This window comes from Nocardia xishanensis NBRC 101358 (assembly GCF_001613365.1).
Classification (GTDB): domain Bacteria; phylum Actinomycetota; class Actinomycetes; order Mycobacteriales; family Mycobacteriaceae; genus Nocardia; species Nocardia xishanensis.
The window spans coordinates 39,959-65,578 of record NZ_BDCF01000033.1; the positions used below are offsets into that span (position 1 = coordinate 39,959).

24 protein-coding genes are annotated in these 25,620 nt (G+C 66.4%); 11 read left to right on the plus strand and 13 right to left on the minus strand.

Going from position 1 to position 25,620, the window contains the following annotated elements:
• The first annotated feature begins 23 nt into the window (after positions 1-23).
• The 3 genes from NX1_RS23575 to NX1_RS23585 all read left to right on the plus strand — a co-directional run bounded on the left by NX1_RS23575 (position 24) and on the right by NX1_RS23585 (position 4,059).
• Positions 24-698, plus strand: a complete 675-nt coding sequence (locus NX1_RS23575) for a KpnI family restriction enzyme N-terminal domain-containing protein (RefSeq protein WP_068063404.1) — start codon at positions 24-26, stop codon at positions 696-698.
• A 95-nt stretch (positions 699-793) separates the two neighbouring features.
• Entirely contained in the window at positions 794-2,221 is a 1,428-nt protein-coding gene (locus tag NX1_RS23580) for a ParB N-terminal domain-containing protein (RefSeq protein WP_068063406.1), read from the plus strand.
• Positions 2,218-4,059 (plus strand): DEAD/DEAH box helicase, encoded by a 1,842-nt coding sequence (locus NX1_RS23585; RefSeq protein WP_068063408.1) that lies wholly within the window; start codon positions 2,218-2,220, stop codon positions 4,057-4,059. Before NX1_RS23580 ends, NX1_RS23585 begins: the two co-directional genes overlap by 4 nt.
• Positions 4,060-4,071: 12 nt before the next feature.
• Here NX1_RS23585 and NX1_RS23590 read toward each other — a convergent pair whose 3' ends face one another.
• Positions 4,072-4,851, minus strand: coding sequence for an NgoMIV family type II restriction endonuclease (locus NX1_RS23590; protein WP_068063410.1), 780 nt, complete (start codon positions 4,849-4,851; stop codon positions 4,072-4,074).
• 34 nt (positions 4,852-4,885) lie between these two features.
• Positions 4,886-5,299, minus strand: coding sequence for a very short patch repair endonuclease (locus NX1_RS23595; RefSeq protein WP_245668646.1), 414 nt, complete (start codon positions 5,297-5,299; stop codon positions 4,886-4,888).
• Between the two features lie 187 nt (positions 5,300-5,486).
• On the opposite strand from NX1_RS23595, the gene NX1_RS23600 reads away from it, so the two are divergent.
• Positions 5,487-6,812, plus strand: a complete 1,326-nt coding sequence (locus tag NX1_RS23600) for a DNA cytosine methyltransferase (RefSeq protein ID WP_068063413.1) — start codon at positions 5,487-5,489, stop codon at positions 6,810-6,812.
• A gap of 54 nt (positions 6,813-6,866) precedes the next feature.
• Here the strand turns inward: NX1_RS23600 and NX1_RS23605 are convergent, their stop codons facing one another.
• The 5 genes from NX1_RS23605 to NX1_RS23625 form a co-directional block, all read right to left on the minus strand.
• Positions 6,867-8,282 (minus strand): vWA domain-containing protein, encoded by a 1,416-nt coding sequence (locus tag NX1_RS23605; RefSeq protein WP_068063488.1) that lies wholly within the window; start codon positions 8,280-8,282, stop codon positions 6,867-6,869.
• Positions 8,283-8,439: 157 nt separating this feature from the next.
• Positions 8,440-9,321, minus strand: coding sequence for an AAA family ATPase (locus NX1_RS23610; RefSeq protein WP_068063490.1), 882 nt, complete (start codon positions 9,319-9,321; stop codon positions 8,440-8,442).
• 88 nt (positions 9,322-9,409) lie between these two features.
• Positions 9,410-9,997 (minus strand): nucleotidyl transferase AbiEii/AbiGii toxin family protein, encoded by a 588-nt coding sequence (locus NX1_RS23615; RefSeq protein WP_068063418.1) that lies wholly within the window; start codon positions 9,995-9,997, stop codon positions 9,410-9,412.
• Entirely contained in the window at positions 9,994-10,200 is a 207-nt protein-coding gene (locus tag NX1_RS38735; RefSeq protein ID WP_068063422.1) for a hypothetical protein, read from the minus strand. The genes NX1_RS23615 and NX1_RS38735 overlap by 4 nt, the downstream gene beginning before the upstream one ends.
• Positions 10,201-10,209: 9 nt before the next feature.
• Positions 10,210-11,610 carry a DUF2252 domain-containing protein gene (locus tag NX1_RS23625; RefSeq protein ID WP_068063425.1) on the minus strand — a complete coding sequence of 467 codons (1,401 nt, stop codon included), beginning with the start codon at positions 11,608-11,610 and terminating at the stop codon, positions 10,210-10,212.
• Between the two features lie 483 nt (positions 11,611-12,093).
• Between NX1_RS23625 and NX1_RS23630 the strand changes: the two genes are divergently transcribed.
• The gene (locus NX1_RS23630; RefSeq protein WP_157119986.1) at positions 12,094-12,396 is read left to right on the plus strand and encodes a hypothetical protein; all 303 of its coding nucleotides are present in this window, start codon (positions 12,094-12,096) and stop codon (positions 12,394-12,396) included.
• 67 nt (positions 12,397-12,463) lie between these two features.
• On the opposite strand, the gene ilvC is transcribed toward NX1_RS23630, so the two are convergent.
• The 3 genes from ilvC to NX1_RS23645 form a co-directional block, all read right to left on the minus strand.
• Complete coding sequence (gene ilvC / locus NX1_RS23635; RefSeq protein ID WP_068063430.1) at positions 12,464-13,477, minus strand: ketol-acid reductoisomerase; 1,014 nt, start codon at positions 13,475-13,477, stop codon at positions 12,464-12,466.
• A gap of 42 nt (positions 13,478-13,519) precedes the next feature.
• Positions 13,520-14,023 (minus strand): acetolactate synthase small subunit, encoded by a 504-nt coding sequence (gene ilvN / locus NX1_RS23640; RefSeq protein WP_067832673.1) that lies wholly within the window; start codon positions 14,021-14,023, stop codon positions 13,520-13,522.
• A gap of 73 nt (positions 14,024-14,096) precedes the next feature.
• Entirely contained in the window at positions 14,097-16,031 is a 1,935-nt protein-coding gene (locus NX1_RS23645; protein ID WP_068063431.1) for an acetolactate synthase large subunit, read from the minus strand.
• 25 nt (positions 16,032-16,056) lie between these two features.
• Between NX1_RS23645 and NX1_RS36495 the strand changes: the two genes are divergently transcribed.
• The 3 genes from NX1_RS36495 to ilvD all read left to right on the plus strand — a co-directional run bounded on the left by NX1_RS36495 (position 16,057) and on the right by ilvD (position 19,150).
• The gene (locus NX1_RS36495) at positions 16,057-16,203 is read left to right on the plus strand and encodes a hypothetical protein (RefSeq protein WP_157119988.1); all 147 of its coding nucleotides are present in this window, start codon (positions 16,057-16,059) and stop codon (positions 16,201-16,203) included.
• A 174-nt stretch (positions 16,204-16,377) separates the two neighbouring features.
• Positions 16,378-16,926 (plus strand): PH domain-containing protein, encoded by a 549-nt coding sequence (locus NX1_RS23650; protein ID WP_084501694.1) that lies wholly within the window; start codon positions 16,378-16,380, stop codon positions 16,924-16,926.
• Between the two features lie 382 nt (positions 16,927-17,308).
• Positions 17,309-19,150, plus strand: coding sequence for a dihydroxy-acid dehydratase (gene ilvD, locus NX1_RS23655; RefSeq protein WP_068063432.1), 1,842 nt, complete (start codon positions 17,309-17,311; stop codon positions 19,148-19,150).
• 276 nt (positions 19,151-19,426) lie between these two features.
• Here the strand turns inward: ilvD and NX1_RS23660 are convergent, their stop codons facing one another.
• Positions 19,427-20,296 carry a YwqG family protein gene (locus NX1_RS23660; RefSeq protein WP_169812274.1) on the minus strand — a complete coding sequence of 290 codons (870 nt, stop codon included), beginning with the start codon at positions 20,294-20,296 and terminating at the stop codon, positions 19,427-19,429.
• 98 nt (positions 20,297-20,394) lie between these two features.
• Between NX1_RS23660 and NX1_RS23665 the strand changes: the two genes are divergently transcribed.
• On the plus strand, positions 20,395-21,258 hold the full coding sequence (locus NX1_RS23665) for a hypothetical protein (protein ID WP_068063439.1): 864 nt from the start codon (positions 20,395-20,397) through the stop codon (positions 21,256-21,258).
• A gap of 133 nt (positions 21,259-21,391) precedes the next feature.
• Here the strand turns inward: NX1_RS23665 and NX1_RS23670 are convergent, their stop codons facing one another.
• On the minus strand, positions 21,392-22,231 hold the full coding sequence (locus NX1_RS23670; protein ID WP_068063493.1) for a DoxX family protein: 840 nt from the start codon (positions 22,229-22,231) through the stop codon (positions 21,392-21,394).
• A 178-nt stretch (positions 22,232-22,409) separates the two neighbouring features.
• Between NX1_RS23670 and NX1_RS23675 the strand changes: the two genes are divergently transcribed.
• Positions 22,410-23,510 carry a PQQ-dependent sugar dehydrogenase gene (locus NX1_RS23675; RefSeq protein WP_068063444.1) on the plus strand — a complete coding sequence of 367 codons (1,101 nt, stop codon included), beginning with the start codon at positions 22,410-22,412 and terminating at the stop codon, positions 23,508-23,510.
• Positions 23,511-23,612: 102 nt separating this feature from the next.
• On the plus strand, positions 23,613-24,020 hold the full coding sequence (locus tag NX1_RS23680; protein ID WP_068063446.1) for a DUF4259 domain-containing protein: 408 nt from the start codon (positions 23,613-23,615) through the stop codon (positions 24,018-24,020).
• A gap of 58 nt (positions 24,021-24,078) precedes the next feature.
• On the opposite strand, the gene gatB is transcribed toward NX1_RS23680, so the two are convergent.
• On the minus strand, positions 24,079-25,584 hold the full coding sequence (gatB, locus tag NX1_RS23685) for an Asp-tRNA(Asn)/Glu-tRNA(Gln) amidotransferase subunit GatB (RefSeq protein ID WP_068063449.1): 1,506 nt from the start codon (positions 25,582-25,584) through the stop codon (positions 24,079-24,081).
• Between the last annotated feature and the right edge of the window lie 36 nt (positions 25,585-25,620).

Genomic DNA, 25,620 nt, shown 5'->3' on the forward strand with positions numbered 1-25,620 from the left:
TTTACCCGAAAGGTGGATCCCACATGACCATGCCGTCCTGGGCAGACCCAAAGTTCGGCACCATGAAGCGCGCGGCGCTCTGGCTTGTCCAGGAGGTTGGCGTCGGTGAGCTGTTCACGAAGTCCCAGCTCCGCGAGGCCTTCCCGAACACGTCTCAGATCGACCGCCGGATGCGTGACTTGCGTGACTTCGGGTGGCGTATCGACACCAACCGTGAGGACCCTACCCTGGGAACACATGAGCAGCGGTTCGTAACTCAGGGTGTCGCTGTGTGGGAGCCGGGCAAAGCGACGAAGAAGACCGGCGTCACCGTTACTGCCGCTGAGCGGCACACGCTGATGACGCAGGACGGTCACAAATGCCGCTCATGCGGAATCGGCCCCGGCGAGCAGTACGCCGGCACATATGTCGCTTCTCAGCTGGACGTCGCCCGCCGCTCGGTCCGGATGCCCTCCGGCGAGATCAGCGTGCAACTCGTGATCGAGTGCAACCGCTGCCGCATCGGAGGCCGCGATCTGGTTGCAGACCTGGACGATGTCTTGGCCCGAATCGGCCGCCTGCCTATTTACGAGCGGAAGATGCTGGCGGCGTGGGTTGATCAGGATGCCCGCAGCTTCAGCGAGACAGAGGAGCTGTGGGCGGCCTACCGGACGCTGCCGGCGGACTCCAGGGACAAGGTCCGCGACGCCCTGGCCTAGTTTCAAGCTTCGATGTCCTACTGCGGGGCGTCTCGCGGCCGCACTACTCGATCACGACGGCCCGCACTCCAGTCCTTTTCTAGGAGAATCCAGACATGTTAAACGATTTCGGGTTCCCCCCGAACGCTGCTGCTACCCGCTCGAAGGTCGAGCAGCGACTGAAGGAGCTGCACGCGAACAACGGAGTCGCGGAGACCCTCAGAGTGGAGTGGCGTGGTGAACCATTGCATGTCGAGGTCATCAGCATGCCGTTGGATGATCTCTTGTACAACCCCGGTACACATCGGATCCGCGCGCAACGCAGCCTCGATCCGGATCGTGACAATGCTCTCGATGAAGATCCCTGGAGCCCAGAAAGCCAGGACTACCTGCGGCATCTGCTGACAATCGAGCCTTCGGAACCCAACCACCGGGACCCTGCCTTCGAAAAACTGAAGAAGAGCCTCGAAGAACATAAGCAGAACGAGCCCGGCCTGATCACTCGCGATGGAATCCTTGTCAACGGCAACACTCGCTGTGCGGCGCTCCGGGAACTCAAGGCCACCCCGAACATGCGCGTCGGCGTGCTGCCTGAGTCCTGCACCTGGGAGGACATCAATGATCTGGAACTTTCCCTGCAGCTGCGTCCGGATCGGCGGCGGGACTACTCCTACATCAACAGGCTGCTGGCTATTGAGGAGCAGCATGTCCAACTTGATCGAGACCTGTCGGTAATTGCCAAGGCTTTTCACACCGACACGAAATCCTGCCAGCGCGACCTTTGGGTGCTCGCACAACTCCGCGACCTGATCCAGCGCAGTGAAACCACCGGCGGGGCGTCGCTGCGCCTCATGGACCTCGAGCGGTCTCAAGAGAAACTCGCCGAGCTCTACCGAGCCTGTCTTACTGCCAAAAGCAAAGAGCAGGCGGACCTGATCAAGGAGGCACGGCTGGCCGCGATCGTGCTCGACTTCTCGAAGACCGATGTCCGCTACATAGACGCCGATTTCCAAAGTCGCTATCTGGATAAGACCTTGCCTGACGAATTCAAGACAACCGAGGAAGCAGTTCCGTCTACTGTGGCGATTCCCGGTCTGAACCGGACGGTCAAGGCGGCAGGAGCAAACGTTACGGCGGCTCGCGCCGTAACGGATGTGCTGCTCAAGGCGAAGGCCGTCGAGGCAGTCAGCGAGTCGGCCACTCCTGCCGAACAGTCTGCTGCGGCAGCAGTTATCGCTTCGTACAAAGAGGCATTCAACGACGCCATCGAGACTGCCGGCCGCGACGCTCGATTGCGAAAGAAGCGCTTGGCCGCTCCGGATCGGATCAATGACGCCTGCAAAGACCTCGAGCAGGCCATCACGGATCTCGTGATGTCCCGGGGTAATTCAAGCCTCGATGAGGGAGCGTTCGATGACTCCGTTGATCGGCTGCGAAGCGTCCTGAGCAAACTGGCAATCGAAGCGCAGCGCAGTATCGACCTTCCTGGGAATGGTGTGGCCTGGCTGATCGCCGCGGTGGATGTGAAGCAGCCGCAGTCATGAGTGGTCCCGAGGCAAACGTCTCGCTGCGGCTGGGCTTCGACGTCACACGCACGCGTGTAGAGCTGCGCGCCTTGGCGGCTTTTCAAGAGGATTTCGCCCGGCTGACCGCACGGATCGCGCCAGGGGGCCAGCGCAGTCCGTTGTCCGCGGAGATCGATCTAGACGACTTCCTCGTCAACTTGAGCGAGCTTGCGACCTGGACGCACTCCGGCGTCGACTGGGACACGGATCTGATGGCGCTCGTCAACGGCGTTCTGGACGATGCCGATACGGTCCAGCGCAGCCTCGACCAGGCTCCCTCCGACAACGCTGGAGACACGGTCCAGCCTCATGAGATAGTCGGACTGCTGGGCTCGGATTGGATCGCGGATCTCACGTCATTCCAGCAACGCGATATCGCACGATTGCTCTCGCTGCGGCACGGCGCCAACTTCAGTGTCCCCGGCGCCGGCAAGACTCGCGTCGCACTGGCGGTCTACGCCGTGATGCGCGCGAGCCGAAACGCACAGCGGCTCCTTGTCGTTGGGCCGAAGTCCGCATATGAATCGTGGGAGTACGAGAGCTCGATCTGCTTCAAGGAACCGCTCCGTACCGCTGTGACAGGACAATCCGACGACCCTCTCGCGGAAGTACGCATCGTCAACTATGAGCGGCTCGACCGTTGCCTGGGTGACCTGGCCGCCTGGCTGCGGTCAGCGCCCTCGATGGTTGTGTTGGACGAGGCCCACCGTATGAAGCTGGGGGCGAGCGGAACTTATGGCTCCGCATGCCTTGCGCTCGGCCCGCTTGCGGACCGGAGACTGATCTTGACCGGTACTCCGGCACCCAACGGGGCGAAAGACCTGGAGAATCTGCTGTCGTTCGTATGGCCGGGCCACGGCAAGCGCGTGGTGAACGAAGCCGTCGGTGGAGGCGACCTGGCTTACGCCAGCTCAGTGCTGCGACCGCTGTTCACTCGTACGACCAAGCAGGAGCTCGGCCTCCCTCCGTTCGAACCTAAAGTCCGCTACCTGGACATGCCGCCACTCCATGCGGAAGTTTATGAAGCGCTGAAGGGCAACTTCTCGGCTCGCGCAGAAGGCTCACGGGACAACATCGAAGCTCTAGGCCGGGCCATGCTGCGGCTGCTGATGGCTGCCACTAGCCCAGCGTTGCTTCTGGAAGGCGCAAGCCAGTACGAACCGCTCGAATACCAGGTCCCGCCGTTGGAACCTTCCCCAGGCGATAACCTCTACGAGCTCCTGCGCCACCTCCCGCGTTATGAGCTCTCACCGAAGTATCAAGAGACTCTGAAGATTGTCGCCGACAACGCGGTCGAGGGACGGAAGACTCTGGTCTGGACGACGTTCGTCCGCAGTCTCACGACTCTGGAGAAACTGCTGGGCGGATACAGCCCAGCCGTGGTCTACGGAGGGACGCCCGATCGTGACGAGCAGCTACGCCGGTTTCGTCAGGATCCTGGCTGCCACGTTCTGATCTCCAATCCGGCAACCCTCGGCGAAGGGATCAGCCTTCACCAGGTGTGCCATGATGCCGTCTACGTTGACCGCGACTTCATGGCCGGTAGGTTTCTGCAAAGTCTGGACCGCATTCATCGCCTCGGCCTGGCCCCCGGCACCGAGACAAGAGTGACTGTCCTCGCGACGCGGGGCACTATCGATGAGGTGGTGCGTCTGCGGCTGGACGAGAAGCTGGAGTTCATGGGCCGCATCCTCGACGACCCAGGCGTACAGCAGCTCGCCGACCTCCAGGAAGAGCCCCCGGCGGGCGCCGGAATGGACACCGCTGATGTGCGTGCGCTTCTGCGTCATCTGGACGCGCCCGCCCCGTTGACCTAATCGCGGAGGCAACTACCAATCCACCAACGATTGCGCCAACGTTTGGTAGTCCAGGAGACGCCCTTGACCGGTCACCTCGGACCACGCGTTCTTTTGCTCCGGGGTGCCGAAGACTGCCACCGCTTCGGCCGTCGCTTCGTAGGCGATGTGATACGTAGCGTCTACTTCCCCTGTGCCGCGAGCGATCGACGCGAGTCTGGTCGGAAGAGGTTCTGCGGTGACCGTCACGAGATGAGGCAAGCGTCCACGGCGATGCCGGATCATGTTGCTGTTCTCATGGCGGATGTTCTGGACTCGATCGGACCGGATCGTCCACTTGCAGGCCAGGGCCGCGTGTAGCCACGGGTGTTCCGACTGTGTCGGCGTGCCGCGCAGCCCTACCAGCACATCTGGCGTGATCAGGTAGTCCGTTCCCAGCGTGACCCGAAGATTCGGATCCTGTGCTATCGCGGCATCGATACCTGCCAGATGTTGGTACTGAGCGTAATGAACGATGCTTCGGCCCCGAGTGACTTCCCAGTCACGTCGCGGATCGAGGGCGGGCAACGCAGTCGCCAGGTCCGCCGCAACCTGGGTTTCCAGTAGCGCTCCCGGGTTCGGAGGCGGTTCGATGGGTGCGATCCCGTTCTTATTCGGATTCGGCTGACCGAGGCGTTCCAGAACGTGGGCAGCCATCCTCACGCTCGGGATGTTGTCAGTATCAGCGGAATTGGGCACCCACGCCCATCCAAGCTTGTTCTTCTTGGTGCTACGTCGCCACCCCAGCAGGTCCACCCCGAACATCATCCCCATACGTGACATTTAACTGCACGGAGCGTCTCCAGCGTCAACCCGGTACCGATCCCATATCATCGCTCACATGTTCGGATCCGCTCTCGAGTGCGTCGACTACCGCGGCTACCGCGCTCTGAAGAGTTTCGTGCTCCCAAACGCGGACAACACGCCAGCCGGCCTCGGTCAGCGCACTCTTGACTGCACGGTCGCGCTCGATATTCCTCTGAAGCTTGGGCGCCCAGTACCACTCGTTGGTGGTCGGCTGCCGTCCGTGCTCGGGGCAGGCATGCCAAAAGCAGCCGTCGACGAAGACAGCCACCCTCCGTGCGGTGAAGACGATGTCCGGACGCACCTTGACGGCGCCGAGATCGAGCCGGAAGTCTTTGCGATACCGGTAGCCGAGGTGGTGAAGCGCCTTGCGGAGAGTGACCTCGGGTTTCGTATCCGATCTACGGTTTGCTTGCATGTTCCGAGATCGGCCAGCGTTCAGTGGCGCGGGATACGTACCGCGTTCGTGCGCACGGAGCCGAGCGGCAGCCGCTCCACGTTCAGTCATACCGGTCCTGATTCTGCGACAACATCTCCCTTAGGGAAAGATACGTCGACGCGACCCGCACCGTTCAACCCGTCCAACACTCCGGAAAGGCCTGCTGGTGAGTGAGCTCAGCGTCATCGAGATCTGCGCCGGCGCAGGCGGGCAGGCTCTGGGACTCGAGCTGGCGGGCTTCGAACACGAACTTGCCGTGGAACTGGACCCCACTGCCGTCGCGACGCTCCAGCTCAACCGTCCGCATTGGAAGGTTGCGGAGGGCGATGTCGCCAGCCTGGATGTATTCGATCCGAAGGCGTACGCGCCCGAGTCCCGACCCGGTGGTCGACCGATCGACCTTCTCGCCGGAGGCGTCCCGTGCCCCCCGTTCTCGATTGCGGGCAAGCAGCTCGGGGCCGATGATGAGCGGGACCTCTTCGCCTGGGCGGTCGAGCAAGTCGATGTTCTGAAACCGCGTGCTCTGCTGCTCGAAAATGTTCGAGGTCTCAGCATGCCGCGCTTCGCCGGCTACCGTCAGCACGTCTTGGACAGACTTCGGCAGTTCGGGTACACAGGCGAGTGGCGGTTGATCCAGGCTTCTGACTACGGTGTGCCACAGCTTCGCCCCCGGTTCGTATTGATCGCGATGCGAGAAGACGACTTCCAGTACTTCCACTGGCCTGAACCGACAGGTCAAGCGAAGACAGTCGGTGAAACTTTGCTTCCATTGATGGCAGCAAGGGGGTGGGAGGGCGCCGAGGAATGGGCAGAACAAGCCCATGACATAGCGCCCACGATCGTTGGTGGCTCGAAGAAGCACGGCGGTGCTGACCTCGGACCAACACGTGCCAAGCGTGCATGGGCCGAATTGGGCGTAGATGCATATGGAGTGCATGACACCGCACCGCCCTACAAGACGCGCCCGATGACCGAATTCGGCCCTAAACTCACCGTCGAGATGGTCGCACGACTGCAAGGGTGGCTGCTGATCCGCAACCCGGAGCACGCTGCGGAGATCGAAACGGACCCGCCTGAAGGCCATGAATATGCCTGGTGGTTCGCGGGTGGGAAAACTGCCGTGTATCGCCAGATCGGAAATGCTTTCCCACCCCCGGTAGCGAAGGCCCTTGGGCTGTCGATTGCGCGTGCCCTGCGCCATGAAGGCGAACCAGCTGCGCGAGACATCTCCTTCGCCGATCCGATCTATCGCGTGCTTCGTGAGCATGAAACATTCCTCACTGCAGCTCAAATCGCCCGCAAGGCAGGAATCGAGCTCGAAGATCACGAGGTCGATGAACGAATGACCTTGCTGGGTAAGGACTTTGAGATTCTGAAAGAAGAGCGAAGCTCAGGGTTGGCTTACAAGCTCGGGAAGTTCCGGGCTTTCACCGGGCAGGACGACCACGCGCGCCATGACTACTACAGGAAGAACCTATCGCGCATCAGTTGAGCCGCAGGACCAGCTCGCGATCACAGAGACCCACGGCGGAGCCGAGGCTCGACCTCACGCAGGCAAGAGGCGGCTGATCACTTCCGTCAACTGACGCACATTGCGGCATTCGTGCATGGTCACGTGGTCCGCGTAGGTCAACGCGGCGGAGTCCCCCGTGGCCCAGGACCGGGAGGGTTCGGGGTTCAACCAGTGGGCGTGTTTCGCTCGGTCCGTCATCGCCTGCAGCGCAGGAAGGTTGGGGTCGGTGCGGTTGGTGCGGGCGTCGCCGAGGATGAGGAGGGAGGTGCGGGGGCCGAGGGTGTCGAGGTGGGTGTCGGCGAAGGTGCGGAGAGCTTCGCCGTAATTGCTGCTGCCGAAGCGGGAGACGTTGGCTTCGCGGGTGATTCGGGTGGCGAGGCCGGGTTGGGGTGGTTCGCCGGGGGTGAAGAAGCCGGTGATCTCGTCGCAGGTGTCGATGAAGCCGAAGCTGCGGACTCTGCTGAATTGGTCTTGCAGCGCTTGGACGAGTTGGAGGGTGAACTCGGCGAAGCCGGTGACGGACCCGGAGAGGTCGGCTAGGACGACGAGGTCTGGGCGGCCGTGTTTGCGTGCGCGCAGCACTGGGTCGACGGGGACGCCGCCGGTGGCCATGGAGCGGCGCAGAGTGCGGCGCATGTCGATCTGGCCGCGCACGGCCTTGCGGCGGCGGGCGGCGAGGCGGGTGGCGAGTTTGCGCGCCAACGGGTTGACGAGGCGGCGCATTTCGGCGAGGTCTTGTTCGCGAGCGCCGAGGAAGTCGATCCGGTCGGTGGCGGTGTCGACGCCGCGACGTGCGATGTAGTCGGTGCCGCGCAGGTCGGCCGAGCGGAGGCGGGCCTGGGTTTGGACGGCGCTGCGGAAGGCGCGCAGTCTGCGCTGCGCCTCGATGGTCTGGACGGCGGAGTCGAGTTCGCCCGCGCCGCCCATGCCGGCGACGACGCGATCCAGGAGTTCTTCCGGGCGAAGGGCTTTCATGGTCTGGTAGGAGGACCATCCCGCGCCGGAGGCGGTGGTGACCGGTCGAGAGGATTGGCCTGCGCCGCCCGCGCCGCCGTAACCGCCTAGCTCGGTGAGGGTTTGGGCGGCGAGTTCGGCCAGGGCGGCCTGATCGTCGGAGGCCAACGCGGCGGTGAGACGTTCGCGCAGTTCCTCGACGGATTCGGGAGTCGTTGCGAGCGTTCGTCGTTCGGCAGTCAAGAAGTAGAGGTCGAAGAGCTGGTCGAAGACGGCGCGCTGGCCGTTGCGCCGGAGCAGGCAGGCGGCCAGACCGGAACGCAGGCGTTCGCGGTTGTCGATGCCGAGCGCGACGATCGCCGACGCGGCGTCGACGGTTTCGCTGGGACCCGCGTGGATGCCGTGTTCGCGCAGCAGACCGACGAAGTCGACGAGACGGTCAGTGAGCGTCTCGCCCGACCCGGGCCGAAAATCATGCCGAGAGGACGCACTCACCGTGCCCGCCCTTTCCACTGCGAGCCGCCACCAGCCGCTGGCGCGCGGAAGGTCCCGGCTCGGCTCATCGACGCCACGAACCACCAGTCCCTGAGGGCGATTCGACCTATGACCGGGTGCATACGTTGTCGGACAACGACTTTGCCGCCATACCCGTTCATCGCCGGTCGCTCTCCGGTTCCGACAACGCCAGGCGCTCGACCGCGACGCGATGGTCCGACTGATACTTCAGCAACACGCCGAGCGTCGACCGCACCACCCCGTTGGTCAGGTTCCGCGCCCCCAGCGCGACGAGAGTCTTTGCCCAGTCGACGGTCTCGGCGATCGACGGCGATTTGCGCAGCGGCAGTTCGCGCAGCGCGCCGACCACCCGCACCACCGGCTCGCCGAGCGCCTCGTCCAGCTCGGGCACCTTCATCCGGACGATCGCGCGCTCGAGTTCCGCCGTCGGGTAGTCGATGTGCAGGTAGAGGCAGCGCCGCTTCAGCGCCTCGGACAGGTCGCGGTTGGCGTTGGAGGTGACGATGACGAACGGCTTGCGTACCGCGGTGACGGTGCCGAGTTCGGGGATGCTGACCTGGAAGTCGCCGAGCACCTCGAGCAGCAGGCCCTCGAGTTCGACGTCGGCCTTGTCGAGTTCGTCGATCAGCAGGACGGTGGGTTCGGGGTTGCGGATGGCGGCCAGCAGCGGGCGGTCGAGCAGGAACTCCTCGGTGAAGACGTGATCGCGCGTCCGGTTCCAGTCCTCGCTGTCGGCGGCGGTGATGCGCAGCAGCTGCTTGGCGTGGTTCCACTCGTAGAGAGCGCGCGCCTCGTCGATGCCCTCATAGCACTGCAGACGGATCAGCTCGGCCTCGGTCGCCGCGGCGACGGCCTTGGCCAGCTCGGTCTTGCCGACGCCGGCGGGACCCTCGATCAGCAAGGGCTTGCCGAGGTGCCCGGCGAGGAACACGGCCGTGGCGATGTCCAGGGACGGCAGGTAACCGGCCGCGGTCAGACGCCGGGTCACCTCATCGACCGACGTAAAGAACTTACTCATCGGTAGCAAGTCTACCGTGGCGCTCCTGAGCCAGTCGGCATCCGTGTGGAGCCGCCGGCGCAACCGCTCGACTTCATGGATCGGCAGGTCAACGAGCAACGATGAGTGAATCGAGGCCGGCTTCGAGGTCTCGATCTCGATGATATCCGCGTTCTGTGATCAGACGCACCGCAGCCCGGGCTTCTCGCACATCATCCTCGGTTGCCGCAGAAAGCAGGCCTTGAAGGTCGGCGAGGTCTTGTGGTCGGGTGAGATCATCACGAGCAAGTAGTTTCAGTGCGATGAGATGCCCTGTTGTTGCCACCGGGAGGACAAGGTCTACGACGATCTCCAGTTCTTCAGCGGCGGAGACGATCTCCGATTCGATACCCGAGCTGGCGAACAGCAGATCGACGAGAATTGGTACTCCGTCGAACGTACGCCGCAGGCGGATCGTCGCCAGCCGGCCATTGTCGTGTTCGACCGAGGCGTTCATGACATAGCCGCTGTCGAACAGGTGCCGCACCAAGGATTCTGCTGCGTTATCGTCCGCAACCGCGACGGCCAGGTCGATGTCGTGAGTGAACCGGGGAGTCGAACGGGCGGAGACTGCGAAGCCGCCGACAAGCGCCCAGCGGTAGCCGAACTTGTCGATGTCGGTCGCCGCGCGACGCAGTGCCGCCTCGAGCGGGTTCACGCGAAGCGAGTGGACGAGTGACCGAGCGCGTCACCCAGGGGGGCGCCAGGGCGGGATAGGAGCCACTCGTGAACCTTCTTCTCGAGCTCGCTCTCGGAGGCGCCCGGAAAGGTGCGTCGCATGCGAGCGCGATACATCTCGAGGCCGAATTGGGACATGTCCAACGCACAACGCAGGCGCTGAGCTGGTGTTCCTTCGGTCATTGATCCAGTCTATCGGTTTGTCCGCGCCCCGGCGGCGCTCGGATCGCGGTTTGCTGCAGGCTCGGCGGCGACGACGCGTCCGGTCTCGATCGCGGCGAGCAGCGCCCGGTGGTCGTCGAGGGTCTGGTCCGCGTACGCGAGGGCGAACTCCACCATCGCGCGGTCGAACGCGTCACCGGTTCCGAGGTAGGCGGCGATGGCGACGCGATCGCCGGAGCGGGCGTGTGCGCGCGCCAGGCTGTATCCACACAGCGCGGCGTACTCGGTCAGCGCCGCGTCGGACATGTCCTCGATCACCGCGGAGCCCTTCATGTCTCGCAACTGGCGCCAGTAGTAATGGCGGCCCTCCGGGCCGGTGGCCCAGCCGAGGAAGATATCGCTGGCGGCCTGCATGAGCCGCTGCCCGTGGACCACCCGGTGGCCCTGGTGCCGGAACTGGCTCGGCGCGAGATGCCTGCTCAGCACCGAGGGTTCGGCCTCTTTGACCTGGAGGAACAGCGGGCCGGCTGTGTCTCGGTCGAGGAGCAGGGCGATGAAGCATCTGGTTCCGACGCTGCCGACGCCGACCACCTTGCGTGCGATGTCGACCAACCGGTGCCGGTCGAGCAAAACGCGGCGCTCCTCCGGCAGGCTGCGGCGATAGGCGGCGAATACCGCCGCGACCGCTTCCATCTGCTCGTCTTCGAGTGGCGTCAGCAGCGGCGGGCGGTGGCGGATCCGGAGACCGTCGACGCCGGGCTCGGTGAGTTTCGCCAGCGCCTGCAGGCTGGTGCGGGAGCGCGCCGCCTCCAGCGTCCGTTCGACGCCCTTGCGTCGCTTGGGGTTGCGGATCACCGCGGCGACCGTGTCGGCGTTGATCTGCTCGTACCAGACCGCCATGCCGTCGAGGGCGGCGAGCCGGAGCATCGATTCGCGGTAGCCGCGGGCGGCGGCGAGCACGGCCTGCTCCGTGTCTCTGTCGGGGTTGCCGTTGGCGCGCATGGCGACCGCGACGCTGGCGACCAAGCGCTTCACATCCCATTCGAACGGACCGGGCAAGGTCTCGTCGAAATCGTTCAGGTCGAACACCAGCGAGCGTTCCGGCGAGGCGAACAGGCCGAAGTTCGACAGGTGCGCGTCGCCGCACAGTTGTACCGACAGCCCGGTGCTCGGTGCCGCGGCCAGATCGGCGGCCATGATGGCGGGCGCACCGCGCAGGAACGGGAACGGCGCGGCGGCCATGCGCGCGTAGCGGATCGGGACGAGCTCGGGGATTCGGGTGGCGGCCTGACGCTCCAGGATGGTAACCGGATCGATGCGGTCGGCCGGAGGGCGCCAGTCGCCGAGCGCGGAACGCGAGACCCGTTTGCGCGCCGCACGTCCGAGTTCAGCGGCGGTCGGTGCGGGTGACACCGCGAACGGAGTCGTCATTTGCCCAGTTTGGCGCGTCGCGACCGGCGTGGCAAGGCCCGAGCGACCTCGCGACGAGTCGAAAGCCGCTCACCAGGCGGCCCGCGTTCGAGGCCAGTTGCTCTGGATTTGCTTTCATGGCGCATCTGGTCCGAAAGCACGGGAGTTCTCAGCGGCGGGACGTGCCGACGGATAAGATTGCGCCCCAACAGGTATGCGTTAGATCCGGTTGAACCCCGGCGGCGCACTCGGGGAATCCCCCTAGAGGGGTAGTACTTCAGACTGAAAGTTTTTCTCGAATGCCGATCGCGCAGTGACCTTTCGGCCCGAGTGGTGCAGAGTGTAGGCGTGCGGTCGCCCGCACGGCGGTATGACCAGGGGGTCGCATTCCGGCGACGACGACGGCACGTCCTGTCCCCGACCCGTTTCGCCCAGCTCAGGCGGACGGAATCTCCGCGAGGAGATGGCGAACGAGCGGTTCGCCGCAGAGTGAAAGGATTCACGTTGCCCACCACACGCAAGTCCGCGGCCGGACGCATGCTGGCCCGAGTGGCCGTCGCAGGCGCGGTCGCCGCAATACCTCTGGCCGCCTTGGCCGTACCCGCGTCGGCCGAGCCGGGCGCCCCCACCATCACCGAGGTCCGCCACCACCCCAGGGATTGCCACGGGAACGGGGGCTGGGATTTCTGGGACAACGACTGGAACCATTGGAACCAGTGGGATCGTTGCGACGGCTGGCACGACAACGGCTGGCACGGCAACGGCCACTGGGGCTGGCCACGCGGCATCTTCTTCGGCAGCAGCTAGCAATACAGCACTTGATAACAGAACGGCCCGGCACCTCGAGGTGCCGGGCCGTTCTGTGCCGCAACGATTACGCGGTCTCGGTGATCGGCCGGTCGACCCAGCTCATCAGGCCGCGCAGCTTGGCGCCGGTGACCTCGATGGGGTGCTCGGCGTTCTTCTTGCGCAGACCCTCGAGCTCCTTGTTGCCGCCCTCGACGTTGGCGACCAGGCGCTTGACGAAGGTGCCGTCCTGGATGTCCTTGAGGATCGCCTTCATCCGCTCCTTGGTGTCGGCGTCGATGACCCGCGGACCCGACAGGTAGCCACCGAACTCGGCGGTGTCGGAGACGGAGTAGTTCATCCGCGCGATGCCGCCCTCGTACATCAGGTCGACGATCAGCTTCAGCTCGTGCAGCACCTCGAAGTAGGCCATCTCCGGCGCGTAACCGGCCTCGACCATGACCTCGAAACCGGTCTTCACCAGTTCCTCGGTGCCACCGCACAGCACGGCCTGCTCACCGAACAGGTCGGTCTCGGTCTCTTCCTTGAAGGTGGTCTTGATGACGCCCGCGCGGGTGCCGCCGATGCCCTTGGCGTAGGACAGCGCGAGCGCCTGGCCCTCGCCCTTCGGGTCCTGGTCGATGGCGATCAGGGCGGGAACGCCCTTGCCGTCGACGAACTGGCGACGCACCAGGTGGCCGGGGCCCTTCGGCGCGACCATGCCGATGGTCACGTTCGCCGGGGGCTTGATCAGGCCGAAGTGGATGTTCAGGCCGTGGCCGAAGAACAGCGCGTCGCCGTCCTTCAGGTTCGGCTCGATGTCGTTGGTGAAGATGGACGCCTGCGCGGTGTCGGGCGCCAGCACCATGATCACGTCGGCCCACTCCGAAACCTCGGCCGGGGTGCCGACGGTCAGGCCGGCCTCCTCGGCCTTCGGGCGCGACTTCGAACCCTCAGCGAGACCGACGCGGACGTCCACGCCGGAGTCGCGCAGGCTCAGCGAGTGCGCGTGGCCCTGGCTGCCGTAGCCGATGACAGCGACCTTGCGGCCCTGGATGATCGACAGGTCGGCGTCGTCGTCGTAGAACATCTCGACTGCCACTTGGTTGGTTCCCTTCTAGTGATTCTCGATAGGTCTGTTTGTCTAGCGCGTCGCGGTGATCGATTTCGGTCCGCGACCGACCGCGACCACGCCCGACTGCACGATCTCGCGGATACCGTACGGCTCGAGCATGCGCAGCAGTGCGTCCAGCTTCGACCTGGTTCCGGTCGCCTCGACGGTCAGCGCGTCCGGCGAAACGTCGATCACCTTGGCGCGGAACAGCTGCACCGCCTCGATCACCTGGGTGCGCACGCTGGCGTCGGCGCGCACCTTCACCAGGATCAGCTCGCGCGCCACCGAGGCGTCGGCGTCCTGTTCCACGATCTTGATGACGTTCACCAGCTTGTTGAGCTGCTTGGTGACCTGCTCGAGCGGCAGGTCCTCGACCGTCACGACGATCGTCATGCGCGAGATCTCGGGGATCTCGGTGCCGCCGACCGCGAGCGACTCGATGTTGAACCCGCGGCGCGAGAACAGGCTCGCCACCCGCGCCAACACGCCCGGCTTGTCCTCCACGAGGACGCTCAGGGTGTGGGTGCTACTCATGCCTGCCCCTCGCTAACGCTCGGTGCCTGCATGCGTAGCGCACGCTGGCACATGGTTCGTTCGCTGCGCTCACTCACGCCTCGGTCCCCTTGTTCTTGTCGTGCGACATCGCCTCGTGGATGACGGCGGGCTCGGCGGCCTGCTCGTCCTCGTCGAACAGCGGCCGGATGCCCCGGGCGGCCATGATCTCGTCGTTGCTGGTGCCCGCGGCGACCATCGGCCACACCTGGGCGTCCTTGCCGACGATGAAATCGATCACCACAGGACGGTCGTTGATGGACTGCGCCTCGCGGATCGCGGCCTCGACGTCCTCTTCCTTCTCCACCCGGATGCCATGGCAGCCCAGCGCCTCGGCGAGCTTGACGAAGTCGGGGATGCGCAGGGTGTGGGTGCCGAGATCGGTGTTGGAGTAGCGCTCCTCGTAGAAGAGGGTCTGCCACTGCCTGACCATGCCGAGGTTGCCGTTGTTGATCAGCGCGACCTTGATCGGCACGCCCTCGACAGCACAGGTGGCCAGCTCCTGGTTGGTCATCTGGAAGCAGCCGTCACCGTCGACCGCCCACACTTCCTTGTCCGGCGCGCCCATCTTGGCGCCCATGGCGGCCGGGACGGCGTAGCCCATGGTGCCGAGACCACCGGAATTCAGCCAGGTGCGCGGCTTCTCGTACTTGATGAACTGGGCGGCCCACATCTGGTGCTGGCCGACGCCCGCGCAGTAGATCGCGTCCGGTCCGGCCAGGCGGCCGAGCGCGTCGATGACGAACTCGGGCGAGAGCGAACCGTCCTTCGGCGGGGTCCAGCCGAGCGGGTACTGCTTGCGGACGCCGTCCAGGTAGGACCACCACTCGGTGAGCTCGAGCAGCGGAGCTTCGCTCGCGGCCGGATCGGACTTCAGCGTCTCGATCAGCTCGGTGATGACCTCGCGGCAGTCGCCGACGATCGGGACGTCGGCGTGCCGGTTCTTGCCGATCTCGGCCGGGTCGATGTCGGCGTGGATGACCTTGGCGCCGGGCGCGAAGGAGTCCAGCTGGCCGGTGACGCGGTCGTCGAAGCGGGCGCCGAGGGTGATCAGCAGGTCGGACCTCTGCAGCGCCGCGACGGCGCCGACGGTGCCGTGCATGCCGGGCATGCCCATGTTCAGCTGGTGGCTGTCGGGGAACGCGCCCCGCGCCATCAGGGTGGTGACCACCGGGATGCCCGTCAGTTCGGCCAGTTCCAGCAGCTCGGCGGAGGCATCGGCCTTGATCACGCCGCCACCCACGTACAGCACGGGGGCCTTGGCCTCGAGGATCATCCGCGCGGCCTCGCGCACTTGCTTGCCGTGCGGCTTGGTGACCGGACGGTAGCCGGGCAGCCGCATCTCCGGCGGCCAGCTGAAGGTGGTCTGCGCCTGCAGCACGTCCTTCGGGATGTCGACCAGCACGGCGCCCGGCCTGCCGGAGGCGGCCAGGTAGAACGCCTCTGCGATCATCCGCGGGATGTCGGCGCCGTCGGTGATCAGGAAGTTGTGCTTGGTGATCGGCATCGTGATGCCGGAGATGTCGGCTTCCTGGAATGCGTCGGTGCCGATGAGGCTGCGGCCGACCTGGCCGGTGATCGCCACGATCGGCACCGAGTCCATCTGGGCGTCGGCGATCGGCGTCACCAGGTTGGTCGCGCCGGGGCCGGATGTGGCCATACACACACCGACCTTGCCGGTCGCCTGCGCGTAACCGGTGGCCGCGTGACCCGCGCCCTGCTCGTGGCGCACCAGCACGTGGCGGACCTTGGTGGAGTCGAAGAGCGGGTCGTACACCGGGAGAATCGCGCCGCCGGGAATACCGAACACGGTGTCGACGCCGAGCTCCTCGAGCGAACGGACGACGGACTGCGCGCCGGTGACCCGCTCGGGCGGGACCTGGCGGCGGTTCGCCGCGGTCGTCGAGTGGCCAGCGGGCGATGCCTGCTGAGTAGCCGAAGGCGCTGACCTGCGGGCCGATGGCCCGGGCCGTGCGGTTGGTGCGCTCACCGTCTTCGTTCCTAACTTGTCGTTCTTGACCCCGGACAACACTGCTGTGCTTGACACGACCGGCCTTCGCGACCCGCCGCGCCCGAAAATGCCCGAACACAAAAAAGCCCCCGACCAGCGCATGCTGTTCGAGGGTGGCGCGTCGCAACGCGAGCTGACGTATTCGACCTAGGTAGTCGGGCTCAACGCTGGACGCGCCTGCCGATTACGAGCAACTCGTTTCGATTCACGCGCACGACGTTAAGCGGGCGTGAAGCGATGAGTCAAACAGATGACCCAGTGCATCCCATTATGTGGGACTCCAGTGGTTGCTTGTGTCCGATTACCAGGATGCGAGGATGGTGGTGTGTCATCACCGCATCAGTCCGTGCCACCGGCTAAATCGTCCCACACCTCCGACTCGGGATCGGATACGGGTCGACCGGAAGCGAAGGTCATCCGCATCCAGCCGCTCGCCTACCTCGGCGTGATCGTGCTCGCGCTGTGCGTGTTCCTGTTCTTCGTCGGGTGGCCCGCCGGTCTGTGGTGGTTGCTGCTGCTCCCCGTCGTGGTGGCCGCGTGGGTGGCGCGCACCAGGACCGTCGTGTCCGACGCCGGGCTGGACCTGCGCACTCTCGTCGGCTCGCGACACCTCGACTGGGAGCAGATCAAGGGCGTGAGCATTCCCAAGCGCGGGTTCGTGCGCGCGCACCTGACCGACGATTCGCAGGTGAAGTTGCCCGCGGTGAGCTACGACCGGCTGCGCACGCTGATCACCGCGTCGAACGGGCGGCTACCCGATCTGTTCGGCGCGGCCGCCGAGGCCGAGGCCGAGCGGTACGCCGCGGAGCGCGCGAGCGAGGAGCCTGCCGGGCAGGACGCTCCGGAGACGGATCGCAAGTCCGGCGAGGACTAGCGCCTCGTCCGCGACACCACGCTCGGCCCGCGCGGGACGAGATCCGATCGGGTCTTCGCCGCGACGGAATATCGGCTGGACACGCGGCGCTAGTCTTGGCACAGCCGCGCCGAAGACGGACACCCGCCCGCGCGGCTGGACGGTTCGGGTACCGACACACACCCGACGACACCGTCAGCGCCGGCGACCACCACCCGCGGCGACCCCACCGACCCGCGACGCGCGAGCGGCCGCCGCAACGGCGGATCGGCTACCGCGACCGGCGAACTCGGCCCGGCACCCACGGGAGTACCGTGGAACAGCCGCCGAGCAAGCCACGCGCACGCCGAGCGAACTCCGCGCAGTCGCACGACAGCCCCCGCGACCCCCTCGAGGACCATCCATGCCACCGCTTCGTTCACGCACCACCACCGCCGGACGCAACGCCGCAGGCGCACGCGCGCTCTGGCGGGCCACCGGCCTCACCGATTCCGACTTCGGCAAGCCGATCGTCGCCATCGCGAACTCCTACACCCAGTTCGTGCCCGGCCACGTGCATCTGAAGGACGTCGGCGAGATCGTGGCCGATGCGGTTCGCGCCGCGGGTGGCGTGCCGCGTGAATTCCACACCATCGCCGTGGACGACGGCATCGCCATGGGCCACGGCGGCATGCTCTACTCGCTGCCCTCCCGCGAGATCATCGCCGACTCCGTGGAATACATGGCCAACGCGCACACCGCGGACGCGCTGGTGTGTATCTCCAACTGCGACAAGATCACTCCTGGCATGCTGAACGCCGCCATGCGGCTGAACATCCCGGCCGTGTTCGTGTCCGGCGGTCCGATGGAGGCCGGTAAGGCCGTCGTGGTCGGCGGCGTCGCCCAGGCTCCGACGGACCTGATCACCGCGATCTCGGCCAGCGCCAACAGCAATGTCACCGAGGAAGGCTTGAGCGAGGTCGAGCGCAGCGCCTGCCCGACCTGCGGCTCCTGCTCGGGCATGTTCACCGCCAACTCGATGAACTGCCTCACCGAGGCGCTGGGTCTCGCGTTGCCTGGCAACGGCTCCACGCTCGCCACGCACGCCGCCCGCCGCGCGCTGTTCGAGAAGGCGGGCCGGGTGATCGTCGATATCGCCAACCGCTGGTACCGCGAGGACGACGCCTCGGTGCTGCCGCGAAACGTGGCCAACGCGAAGGCGTTCCGCAACGCGATGGCGCTCGACGTGGCGATGGGCGGTTCCACCAACACGGTGCTGCACACCCTCGCCGCCGCGCAGGAGGGCGAGATCGATTTCGATCTGGGCACCATCGACGAGATCAGCCGCAAGGTGCCCTGCCTGTCGAAGGTCTCGCCGAACTCCGACTATCACATGGAGGACGTGCACCGAGCCGGCGGCATCCCCGCCATCCTCGGCGAACTGCGCCGCGCCGGGCTGCTCGACTCCGACGTGACGACGGTGCACACCGCGAGCTTCGACGAGTGGCTCGACACCTGGGACATCCGCTCCGGCAAGGCGTCCGACGAGGCCGTCGAGCTGTTCCACGCCGCGCCAGGCGGTGTGCGCACCACCGAGCCGTTCTCCACGGACAACCGGTGGTCCTCATTGGACACCGACGCCGCGAACGGCTGCATCCGCGACAAGGAGCACGCCTACACCGTCGAGGGCGGTCTGGTCGTGCTGCGCGGCAACATCGCGCCGGACGGCGCGATCCTCAAGACCGCGGGCATCGACGAGGACCTGTTCTCCTTCCAGGGACCGGCCGTCGTCGTGGAATCGCAGGAGGAAGCCGTGTCGGTCATCCTCGCCAAGAAGATCAAGCCCGGCGACGTGATCGTCGTCCGCTACGAAGGTCCGTCGGGCGGCCCCGGCATGCAGGAAATGCTGCACCCCACCGCATTCCTGAAGGGCTCGGGCCTCGGCAAGCAGTGCGCGCTGATCACCGACGGCCGCTTCTCCGGCGGCACCTCGGGTCTGTCGATCGGCCACATCTCCCCCGAGGCGGCCAGCGGCGGCGTGATCGGACTCGTCGAGAACGGGGACCAGATCCGCATCGACGTCGCCACCCGCACCCTCGAGGTGCTGGTCGACGACGCGGTCCTCGCCGAGCGGCGCGCCAAGATGGAAGCGTCCGAGCGCCCCTGGCAGCCCGTCGACCGCGAACGCCCCGTCACCACCGCACTGCGCGCCTACGCCGCCCTGGCCACCTCGGCCGACAAGGGCGCCGTCCGCCGCGTGCCCTGATCGATCCGACGACGAAGGCCCCCGAGTTCCGTACCGGGGGCCTTCGTGGGCTCGGAGCTGACCCGACCGCTGCTACCTGGTGGAAGCTGATGTCCTTGGACAGAATTCCATCAGACGCCCGATCGACCGAAAGGCCCCGGCTACCGTCGCCTTTCGCGTAACCACATGCCTCCTCGGACTGGTGTCAGTCGAAACGGCCGATAGCGTGTGTGGGCGTTGCCGCGCACGGGTGTGCCCGGAATCCAGCCGCGGCTTTCATGATCGACACTCAGCCGGTCACTGACAGAAGAAACCCGTCCAGTGTTCGGGATTCGTGGAACAGACGAATACACCGCCACGGCTACCTCGGCCGACGAGCAATCCGGTTGGCTCGCAGGCCAGCTCGTACTCCGGCGTGTGATGGATCAGGTGGCGTTCCTCGAGCGGCTGCCAGCGCGAGACGCGATCGCCGCTGCGATCGAATTCGTAAGTGTCGAGCTGGAGCAGCAGGACAGGTGGTGCGGAGCAGATGGGGCAAGCGAGTTGCGGCATGTCGGTGGTCGACCAGTTCATGCTGCCGCCGACTTTGAAGCCGGGGGCTGTGGCCACCTCGTTGTACAGCTGCGGGTAGTACTCCTCGGCCGGACCCGGGATCCAGGCCCGCAATCGCGCGCGGAGCTCGTCAGGAAGCTCCTCGTACCAGGGATACTCCGGCACCCTTTCCGGATCCAGGACACACGGGCGCGGAAAGAACTCTTCGGCCATCGGCTCGTCGTCCAGCTCGGATGTGGGCGGATCCGTCAGCACGTCCGTCACATCGGCCGCCCGCCGCCAGAAGACCCGGACGGCCTCGGAATCCCAGTCCCCGCCACACCACAACAGCTGCACGAGGTCGGTGTCGTCGGGGAATGTGATCTCGGGAAAATCCGCGGCGGTCAGTTGCGCCAGCGGGACCAGCGGGGCCCCCTCATACAGGTAACAGTCGGCAGCCGCGCAGCGCGGCCACTCTTCTGCCGTTGGCCACAGCAACGGGCCGCCGATGTGGCTGTCCCGCAGACCAGGCGCGCCTGGCCGGGGATGAAGTCGGACGGTGTGCCGAATGTGCGCGCCTATTCCCGGAACAACGCGGGAAAGGTCAACCGGCGGCACATCAGAAGTGTGAGTCACTGTGTCATCTTGCCGAATTCGCTCGACACGCCGGTGACGCAACCGACTCCCGTCGAATCACCGAACACATTTTCGATCGATGACCTACTGTGGCCGCCATGGTCGGTTCCCCGCACGAAGCGATGCACCGGATCTTCCAGCACGACCCAGGCGTTTTCACGCGCGCCGTACGCGCCCTAGGACTACCGTTCCTCGACCCTCTCGAGGTCGCGCTGCTACCCACAGATCTGACCGAGACCCGCCCGGTGGAACGTCGGGTCGATACTCTGCTGCGGATCAGCACCGTCGATGGTGCGTTCCTGTTGTTGGTCGAGGCGCAGGGAAAGATCGACCACGCCAAACCCGCGTCTTGGGCTTACTACTTGTCGCATCTGCACGCCAAATACCGGCTTCCGCCGGTGCTGCTGGTGGTGTGCCAAGATCAGCAGACGGCCCAGTGGGCTCGCAGGCCGCCCGCGATCGGCGCACCGTTCCGGCGCAGCCTCATCCTCGCCCCGATAGTCCTCGGTCCGCACAACGTTCCTGCCGTGACCGACGTCGCCACCGCAGCCGCCGACATCCCGTTGGCCGCGTTGTCCGCCGTCACCCACGCCAACGAGCCCGATATCAATGCCATACTGAAGGCGCTGGCTGCCGCCCTGCACGGGTTCGACGAGGATCAGTCCATCTTCGCCGAACTCACCGAAATGGGGCTCGGAGCCAGCCCGGCCGCCAAAACCTGGAGGAAGCTGATGTCATTGGATCTGACGTTCTTCCGCTCGGAGAGTTCGCAGCGCCTGCGTGCTGAAGGGCATGCCGAGGGCGTATGCGGAAGCATTCTGCGCGTGCTCGACCGCCGCGGTGTCGCGGTTTCCGCGGAGGCTCACGATCGGATCACCACCTGCACCGATCCGGACATGCTGCAAACCTGGCTGGATCGGTCGCTGGTCGTCACCGATGTGCAGGACCTGTTTCACGGCTGATCCCAGGAACGCGGATCGACGGAGTCCCTGACTGCTGTCCTGAGAACGCTGACGGACAAGGCACCGTTGACCCGATCGACCGAAAGGCCCCGGCAACCGGGGCCTTTCGCGTAACTGGAAATCTTCCTCCGCGTCAGTCGAAGGGTCCGATGCCGGTGAGGGGATTGCCGCCGTGCAAGTACCAGTAGGCGCCCGCGGCAGCGGCGATGGCGGCCAGCAGGGCGGCGAAGGAGCCGTAGGAGGGGCGGGTGGACCAGGCGCGGCCGCGGTCGAGGGACCAGCGGCCGGGACCGGTGAGAATGACGACGGCGGCCGCGCCTGCCAGGATGGTCTCGAGTTCGACGCCGGTGGGCACCGAGCTCTTGTACTGGAAGCCGGGGAGCATGCCCTGCTTCCACGCCCACGCGTCGAGGATCACGGCCAGCACCGCGCCCGCGGCGAGCGGGGTGGCCAGACCGAGGATCAGCAGTGCGCCGCCGCCGATTTCGCCGATGAAGAGCAGGATGGTGGCGATGATCGAGTGGTCCCAGCCGCCCTCGGCCATCATGTCGCGGGTGCCGTCCAGCCCGGCGCCGTGGAACCAGCCGGTGAGCTTCTGCAAACCGTGGTACACGAAGGTGGCGCCGACCATGAGCCGCAGCAAGAACAGGCCGAGATCGAGGGTGCCGCGCCGGTTTTCGGCCTTGCGGCGCAGCGCCGCCTTGCTCGGCTCACCCGGCGAGTTGGCCGCGGGCGGGATGCTCGCGTAGGAGTAGGCGGGTTCGTCGGATTCGATCTGCCCGATGCTCGGCACATCCGGGTCGAGACCGAGCTCGTCGTCGGTGCGTGGCATGTCGTCCGGGCGCGGCTTGGCCAGATCCACCACGGGGAGCTGCTGGGTCGGCGAATCGAACGGGCTGGTGACCGCGCGCGCGGCGGCGGGCTGTTCGCCCGTGACCGTGGCGGTGGGAGTCTTGTTCGGCTTGTCGGTCACGGCCGGGCCTCGCTGCCCCTCGGCGCCGGGTTCGATGAAAGCGCGGTGCCGATACTTCGCTCGCTCATGGAAGTACACCCTATGTCGCATCGCGCGACGGCGGGAGCCGACGCGTTGTGGCGTGTCAACACGCACCCGGAGGCGGCGCGGGCGACGGTATTTCCGTAACGTCTGGGGCATGAGGTTGGTTGTCGTGGGGCGTCTCGCCTGGAGTGTGGCGCTCGCATCCGCTCTGCTGGCGGGGTGCGCACGGTTCGACGATTCCGCGTCGAGCCCGTTCACCCCCGAGCCGACGTTCAGTCCAGCGGATCCCAAGCCGCCGAAACAGGCGCCGCCGTCGACGACCCGCCCGAGCGGGCCGTGCATCGACCCCGACCCGGCCGTGGTCGCGACCTGCCTGGACACCACCGCCGGGATGGTCGGCGTCGCCGAGGGCGCACTGGTCGCCGAGCGGCGCACCGGCCGCATCCTGAAGGTGATCGATCCGGATCAGCCGCCGATCGAGATCGCGCGCCTCGACGTGGACGGCTCGGCCGACGGCGGGCTCAGCGACATCGCGCTCTCGCCCACCTACCGCGAGGACGGTCTGCTCTACGCGTACATCACCACGGCCGGCGACAATCGCGTCGTCCGCATCGCGGAGGGCGGCCAGCCCAAGGACATCCTCACCGGAATCCCCAAGGGCGCCAACGGTAATCACGGCGCGATCGAGTGGGCGACCCCGAACCAGCTGCTGGTGCTGACCGGCGACGCGGGCAATCCGGGACTGGCCTCGACCCCGTCCTCCCTGGCCGGCAAGCTGCTGCGGGTGAACTCGCCCGCGCCGGGCGCGGCGTCGCCGGAGGTCGCGGTCTCCGGCATCGGTATCGCGGGCGATCTGTGCCGCGACGGCAAGGACAGCGTCTGGTTCACCGACCGGACGCCGGTCGAGGATCGGCTGCAACGGCTGGGTCCGGACGGTTCGGTCAGCATCGCGTGGACGTGGCCGGACCGGCCGGGCGTCGCGGGCTGCGCCGCCGCGGCGGACGGTGTGGCGATCTCGCTGACCAACGCCAAGGCACTGGCCATCGCGGCGGCCGACGAGAACACCCGCGCGGTGACCACGGCCCCGAGCCTGCTCGCCCAGGACCGCTACGGCCAGCTCGGCGGCGCGACCGTCGGCCCCGACGGCAACGTCTGGGTCGGCACTGTCAACAAGACCGACGGCCAGCCCGGTCCCAACGACGACCGCGTCGTCCGCATCCCGCCGCAGGGTGGGGGCGGCACCGGACCGGACTAAGCCCGCGCGGGTGCACGCGGCCCGCGCCAGGCCCGGTCCGGCGCGATGTGTCGGACCCCGGCGCTAACCTCGCCCGCACATCGGTCGAGGAAAGGAAAACCTGTGGGCGCGTGGGGCGAAGGACCGTTCGACAACGACGGATCACACGACGCATTGGCCGGTCTGCGCGACGCCGACCAGGCGGCCGCGAAGGCGCACATCCGTGAGATCTGCGATGGCGTGCTCGGCGAGGAGTACGTGGAGGTCTACGAGGCGCAAGCCGCCATCGGCATCGCCGCGCTGCTCACCCATCTGGTCGACCAGGGCGGCGACCCAGAAATCGCCCGGCTCGCAACCGATATCGCGGTGACCCCGACCAGCGAACTGCGCGAGTCGATCGCGAACTGCATCCGCCGCATCCAGAACCCGGCCGACAACGAATGGTTCGACCTCTGGGACGAAACGAGCGATGGCTTCGGCGAAACGATGGTGCGTTCCCTGGACCGCTACCGCGACGCCCTCTCCCGCTAGCGCCGGTGGCCAGCGCGCGCCGCCCGCGACGAAGCCACGGGCGGCGCGAAAGACGCGATCAGGAGCAGGCGGCGAGAACGAGTTCGCGCACGCGCGCGGCGTCGGCTTGGCCTCGGGTCGCCTTCATGACGTCGCCGACGATCTTGCCCGCGGCCTGCACCTTGCCCGAGCGGATCTTCTCGGCGATGTCGGGGTTGGCGGCGAGGGCCTTCTCGACCTCGGACTGCAAGGCGCTGTCGTCGCTGACCATTCCGAGGCCCTTGGCGTCGACGATCGCGGCGGGCTCGCCCTCGCCGGCGAGGACGAAGTCGACGACCTGCTTGGCGACCTTGCTGTTGATGGTCTTCGCCTCGACCAGCTTGGTCACCTCGGCCACCTGCGCCGGGGTGATGGGCAGGTCCTCGAGGCCGACCTCGCGTTCCTTGGCCTTCTCGGTGAGGTAGTTGACCCACCAGGAACGCGCCTCGTTGGCCGGGGCGCCCGCTTCGACGGTGGCGATGATGGCGTCCAGCGCGCCCGCGTTCACCACGTCGCGCATGACCTCGTCCGACCAGCCCCAGTCGGCCTGGATCCTGGCACGGCGCAGCCACGGGTACTCGGGGATGGTGCCGCGCAGTTCCTCGACCCACTCCGCGGCGGGCGCCACGGGTTCCAGGTCGGGTTCGGGGAAGTAGCGGTAGTCCTCCGCGGTCTCCTTGCGGCGGCCCGGCGAGGTGGTGCCGTCGGTCTCGTGGAAGTGGCGAGTCTCCTGCACGATGCTGCCGCCCTCGGCCAGTACGGCGGCCTGGCGGCGCATCTCGAAGCGCACCGCGACCTCGACGCTCTTGAGCGAGTTGACGTTCTTCGTCTCGGTGCGGGTGCCGAACTCGGTGGCTCCGATCGGCATCAGCGAGACGTTGGCGTCGCAGCGCAGCGAGCCCTGCTCCATCTTGACGTCCGAAACGTCGAGGGCCTTCAGCAGATCCCGCAGCGCCGTGACGTAGGCGCGGGCCACCTCGGGTGCCCGCTCCCCCGCGCCGGTGATCGGCTTGGTGACGATCTCGATGAGCGGCACGCCCGCCCGGTTGTAGTCGAGCAGCGAGTGGCTCGCGCCGTGGATGCGGCCGGTGGCGCCGCCGACGTGCACCGACTTGCCGGTGTCCTCTTCCATGTGGGCGCGTTCGATCTCCACGCGGAAGATGCTGCCGTCGTCGAGCACCACGTCCAGGTGGCCGTTGGTGGCGATCGGCTCGTCGTACTGGCTGATCTGGTAGTTCTTCGGCTGATCCGGGTAGAAGTAGTTCTTCCGCGCGAACCGGCCCCATGGGGTGATCGAGCAGTTCAGCGCCAGGCCGATACGGATCGCCGACTCAACGGCCTGCTGGTTGACCACCGGCAGCGAACCGGGCAGGCCGAGGCACACCGGGCACACCTGGGTGTTGGGCTGCGCGCCGAATTCGGTGGCGCAGCCGCAGAACATCTTGGTCGCGGTGGACAGCTCGACGTGGACCTCCATGCCGAGCACCGGCTCGTACCGGGCGATGACGTCGCTGTAGTCCATCAGCTCGACGGTGGTTGTGCTCATGCCGATCAGTTTAGGTAAGAGTCCGGTCGGCACCGC

Bases quoted from the DNA above. Each gene is read 5' to 3' on its own strand.
- NX1_RS23575 (WP_068063404.1), top strand. From the start codon at position 24: ATGACCATGCCGTCCTGGGCAGACCCAAAGTTCGGCACCATGAAGCGC.
- NX1_RS23580 (WP_068063406.1), top strand. From the start codon at position 794: ATGTTAAACGATTTCGGGTTCCCCCCGAACGCTGCTGCTACCCGCTCG.
- NX1_RS23585 (WP_068063408.1), top strand. From the start codon at position 2,218: ATGAGTGGTCCCGAGGCAAACGTCTCGCTGCGGCTGGGCTTCGACGTC.
- NX1_RS23590 (WP_068063410.1), bottom strand. From the start codon at position 4,851: ATGGGGATGATGTTCGGGGTGGACCTGCTGGGGTGGCGACGTAGCACC.
- NX1_RS23595 (WP_245668646.1), bottom strand. From the start codon at position 5,299: ATGCAAGCAAACCGTAGATCGGATACGAAACCCGAGGTCACTCTCCGC.
- NX1_RS23610 (WP_068063490.1), bottom strand. From the start codon at position 9,321: ATGAGTAAGTTCTTTACGTCGGTCGATGAGGTGACCCGGCGTCTGACC.
- NX1_RS38735 (WP_068063422.1), bottom strand. From the start codon at position 10,200: ATGACCGAAGGAACACCAGCTCAGCGCCTGCGTTGTGCGTTGGACATG.
- NX1_RS23625 (WP_068063425.1), bottom strand. From the start codon at position 11,610: ATGACGACTCCGTTCGCGGTGTCACCCGCACCGACCGCCGCTGAACTC.
- ilvN (WP_067832673.1), bottom strand. From the start codon at position 14,023: ATGAGTAGCACCCACACCCTGAGCGTCCTCGTGGAGGACAAGCCGGGC.
- ilvD (WP_068063432.1), top strand. From the start codon at position 17,309: ATGCCACCGCTTCGTTCACGCACCACCACCGCCGGACGCAACGCCGCA.
- NX1_RS23665 (WP_068063439.1), top strand. From the start codon at position 20,395: ATGGTCGGTTCCCCGCACGAAGCGATGCACCGGATCTTCCAGCACGAC.
- NX1_RS23675 (WP_068063444.1), top strand. From the start codon at position 22,410: ATGAGGTTGGTTGTCGTGGGGCGTCTCGCCTGGAGTGTGGCGCTCGCA.
- gatB (WP_068063449.1), bottom strand. From the start codon at position 25,584: ATGAGCACAACCACCGTCGAGCTGATGGACTACAGCGACGTCATCGCC.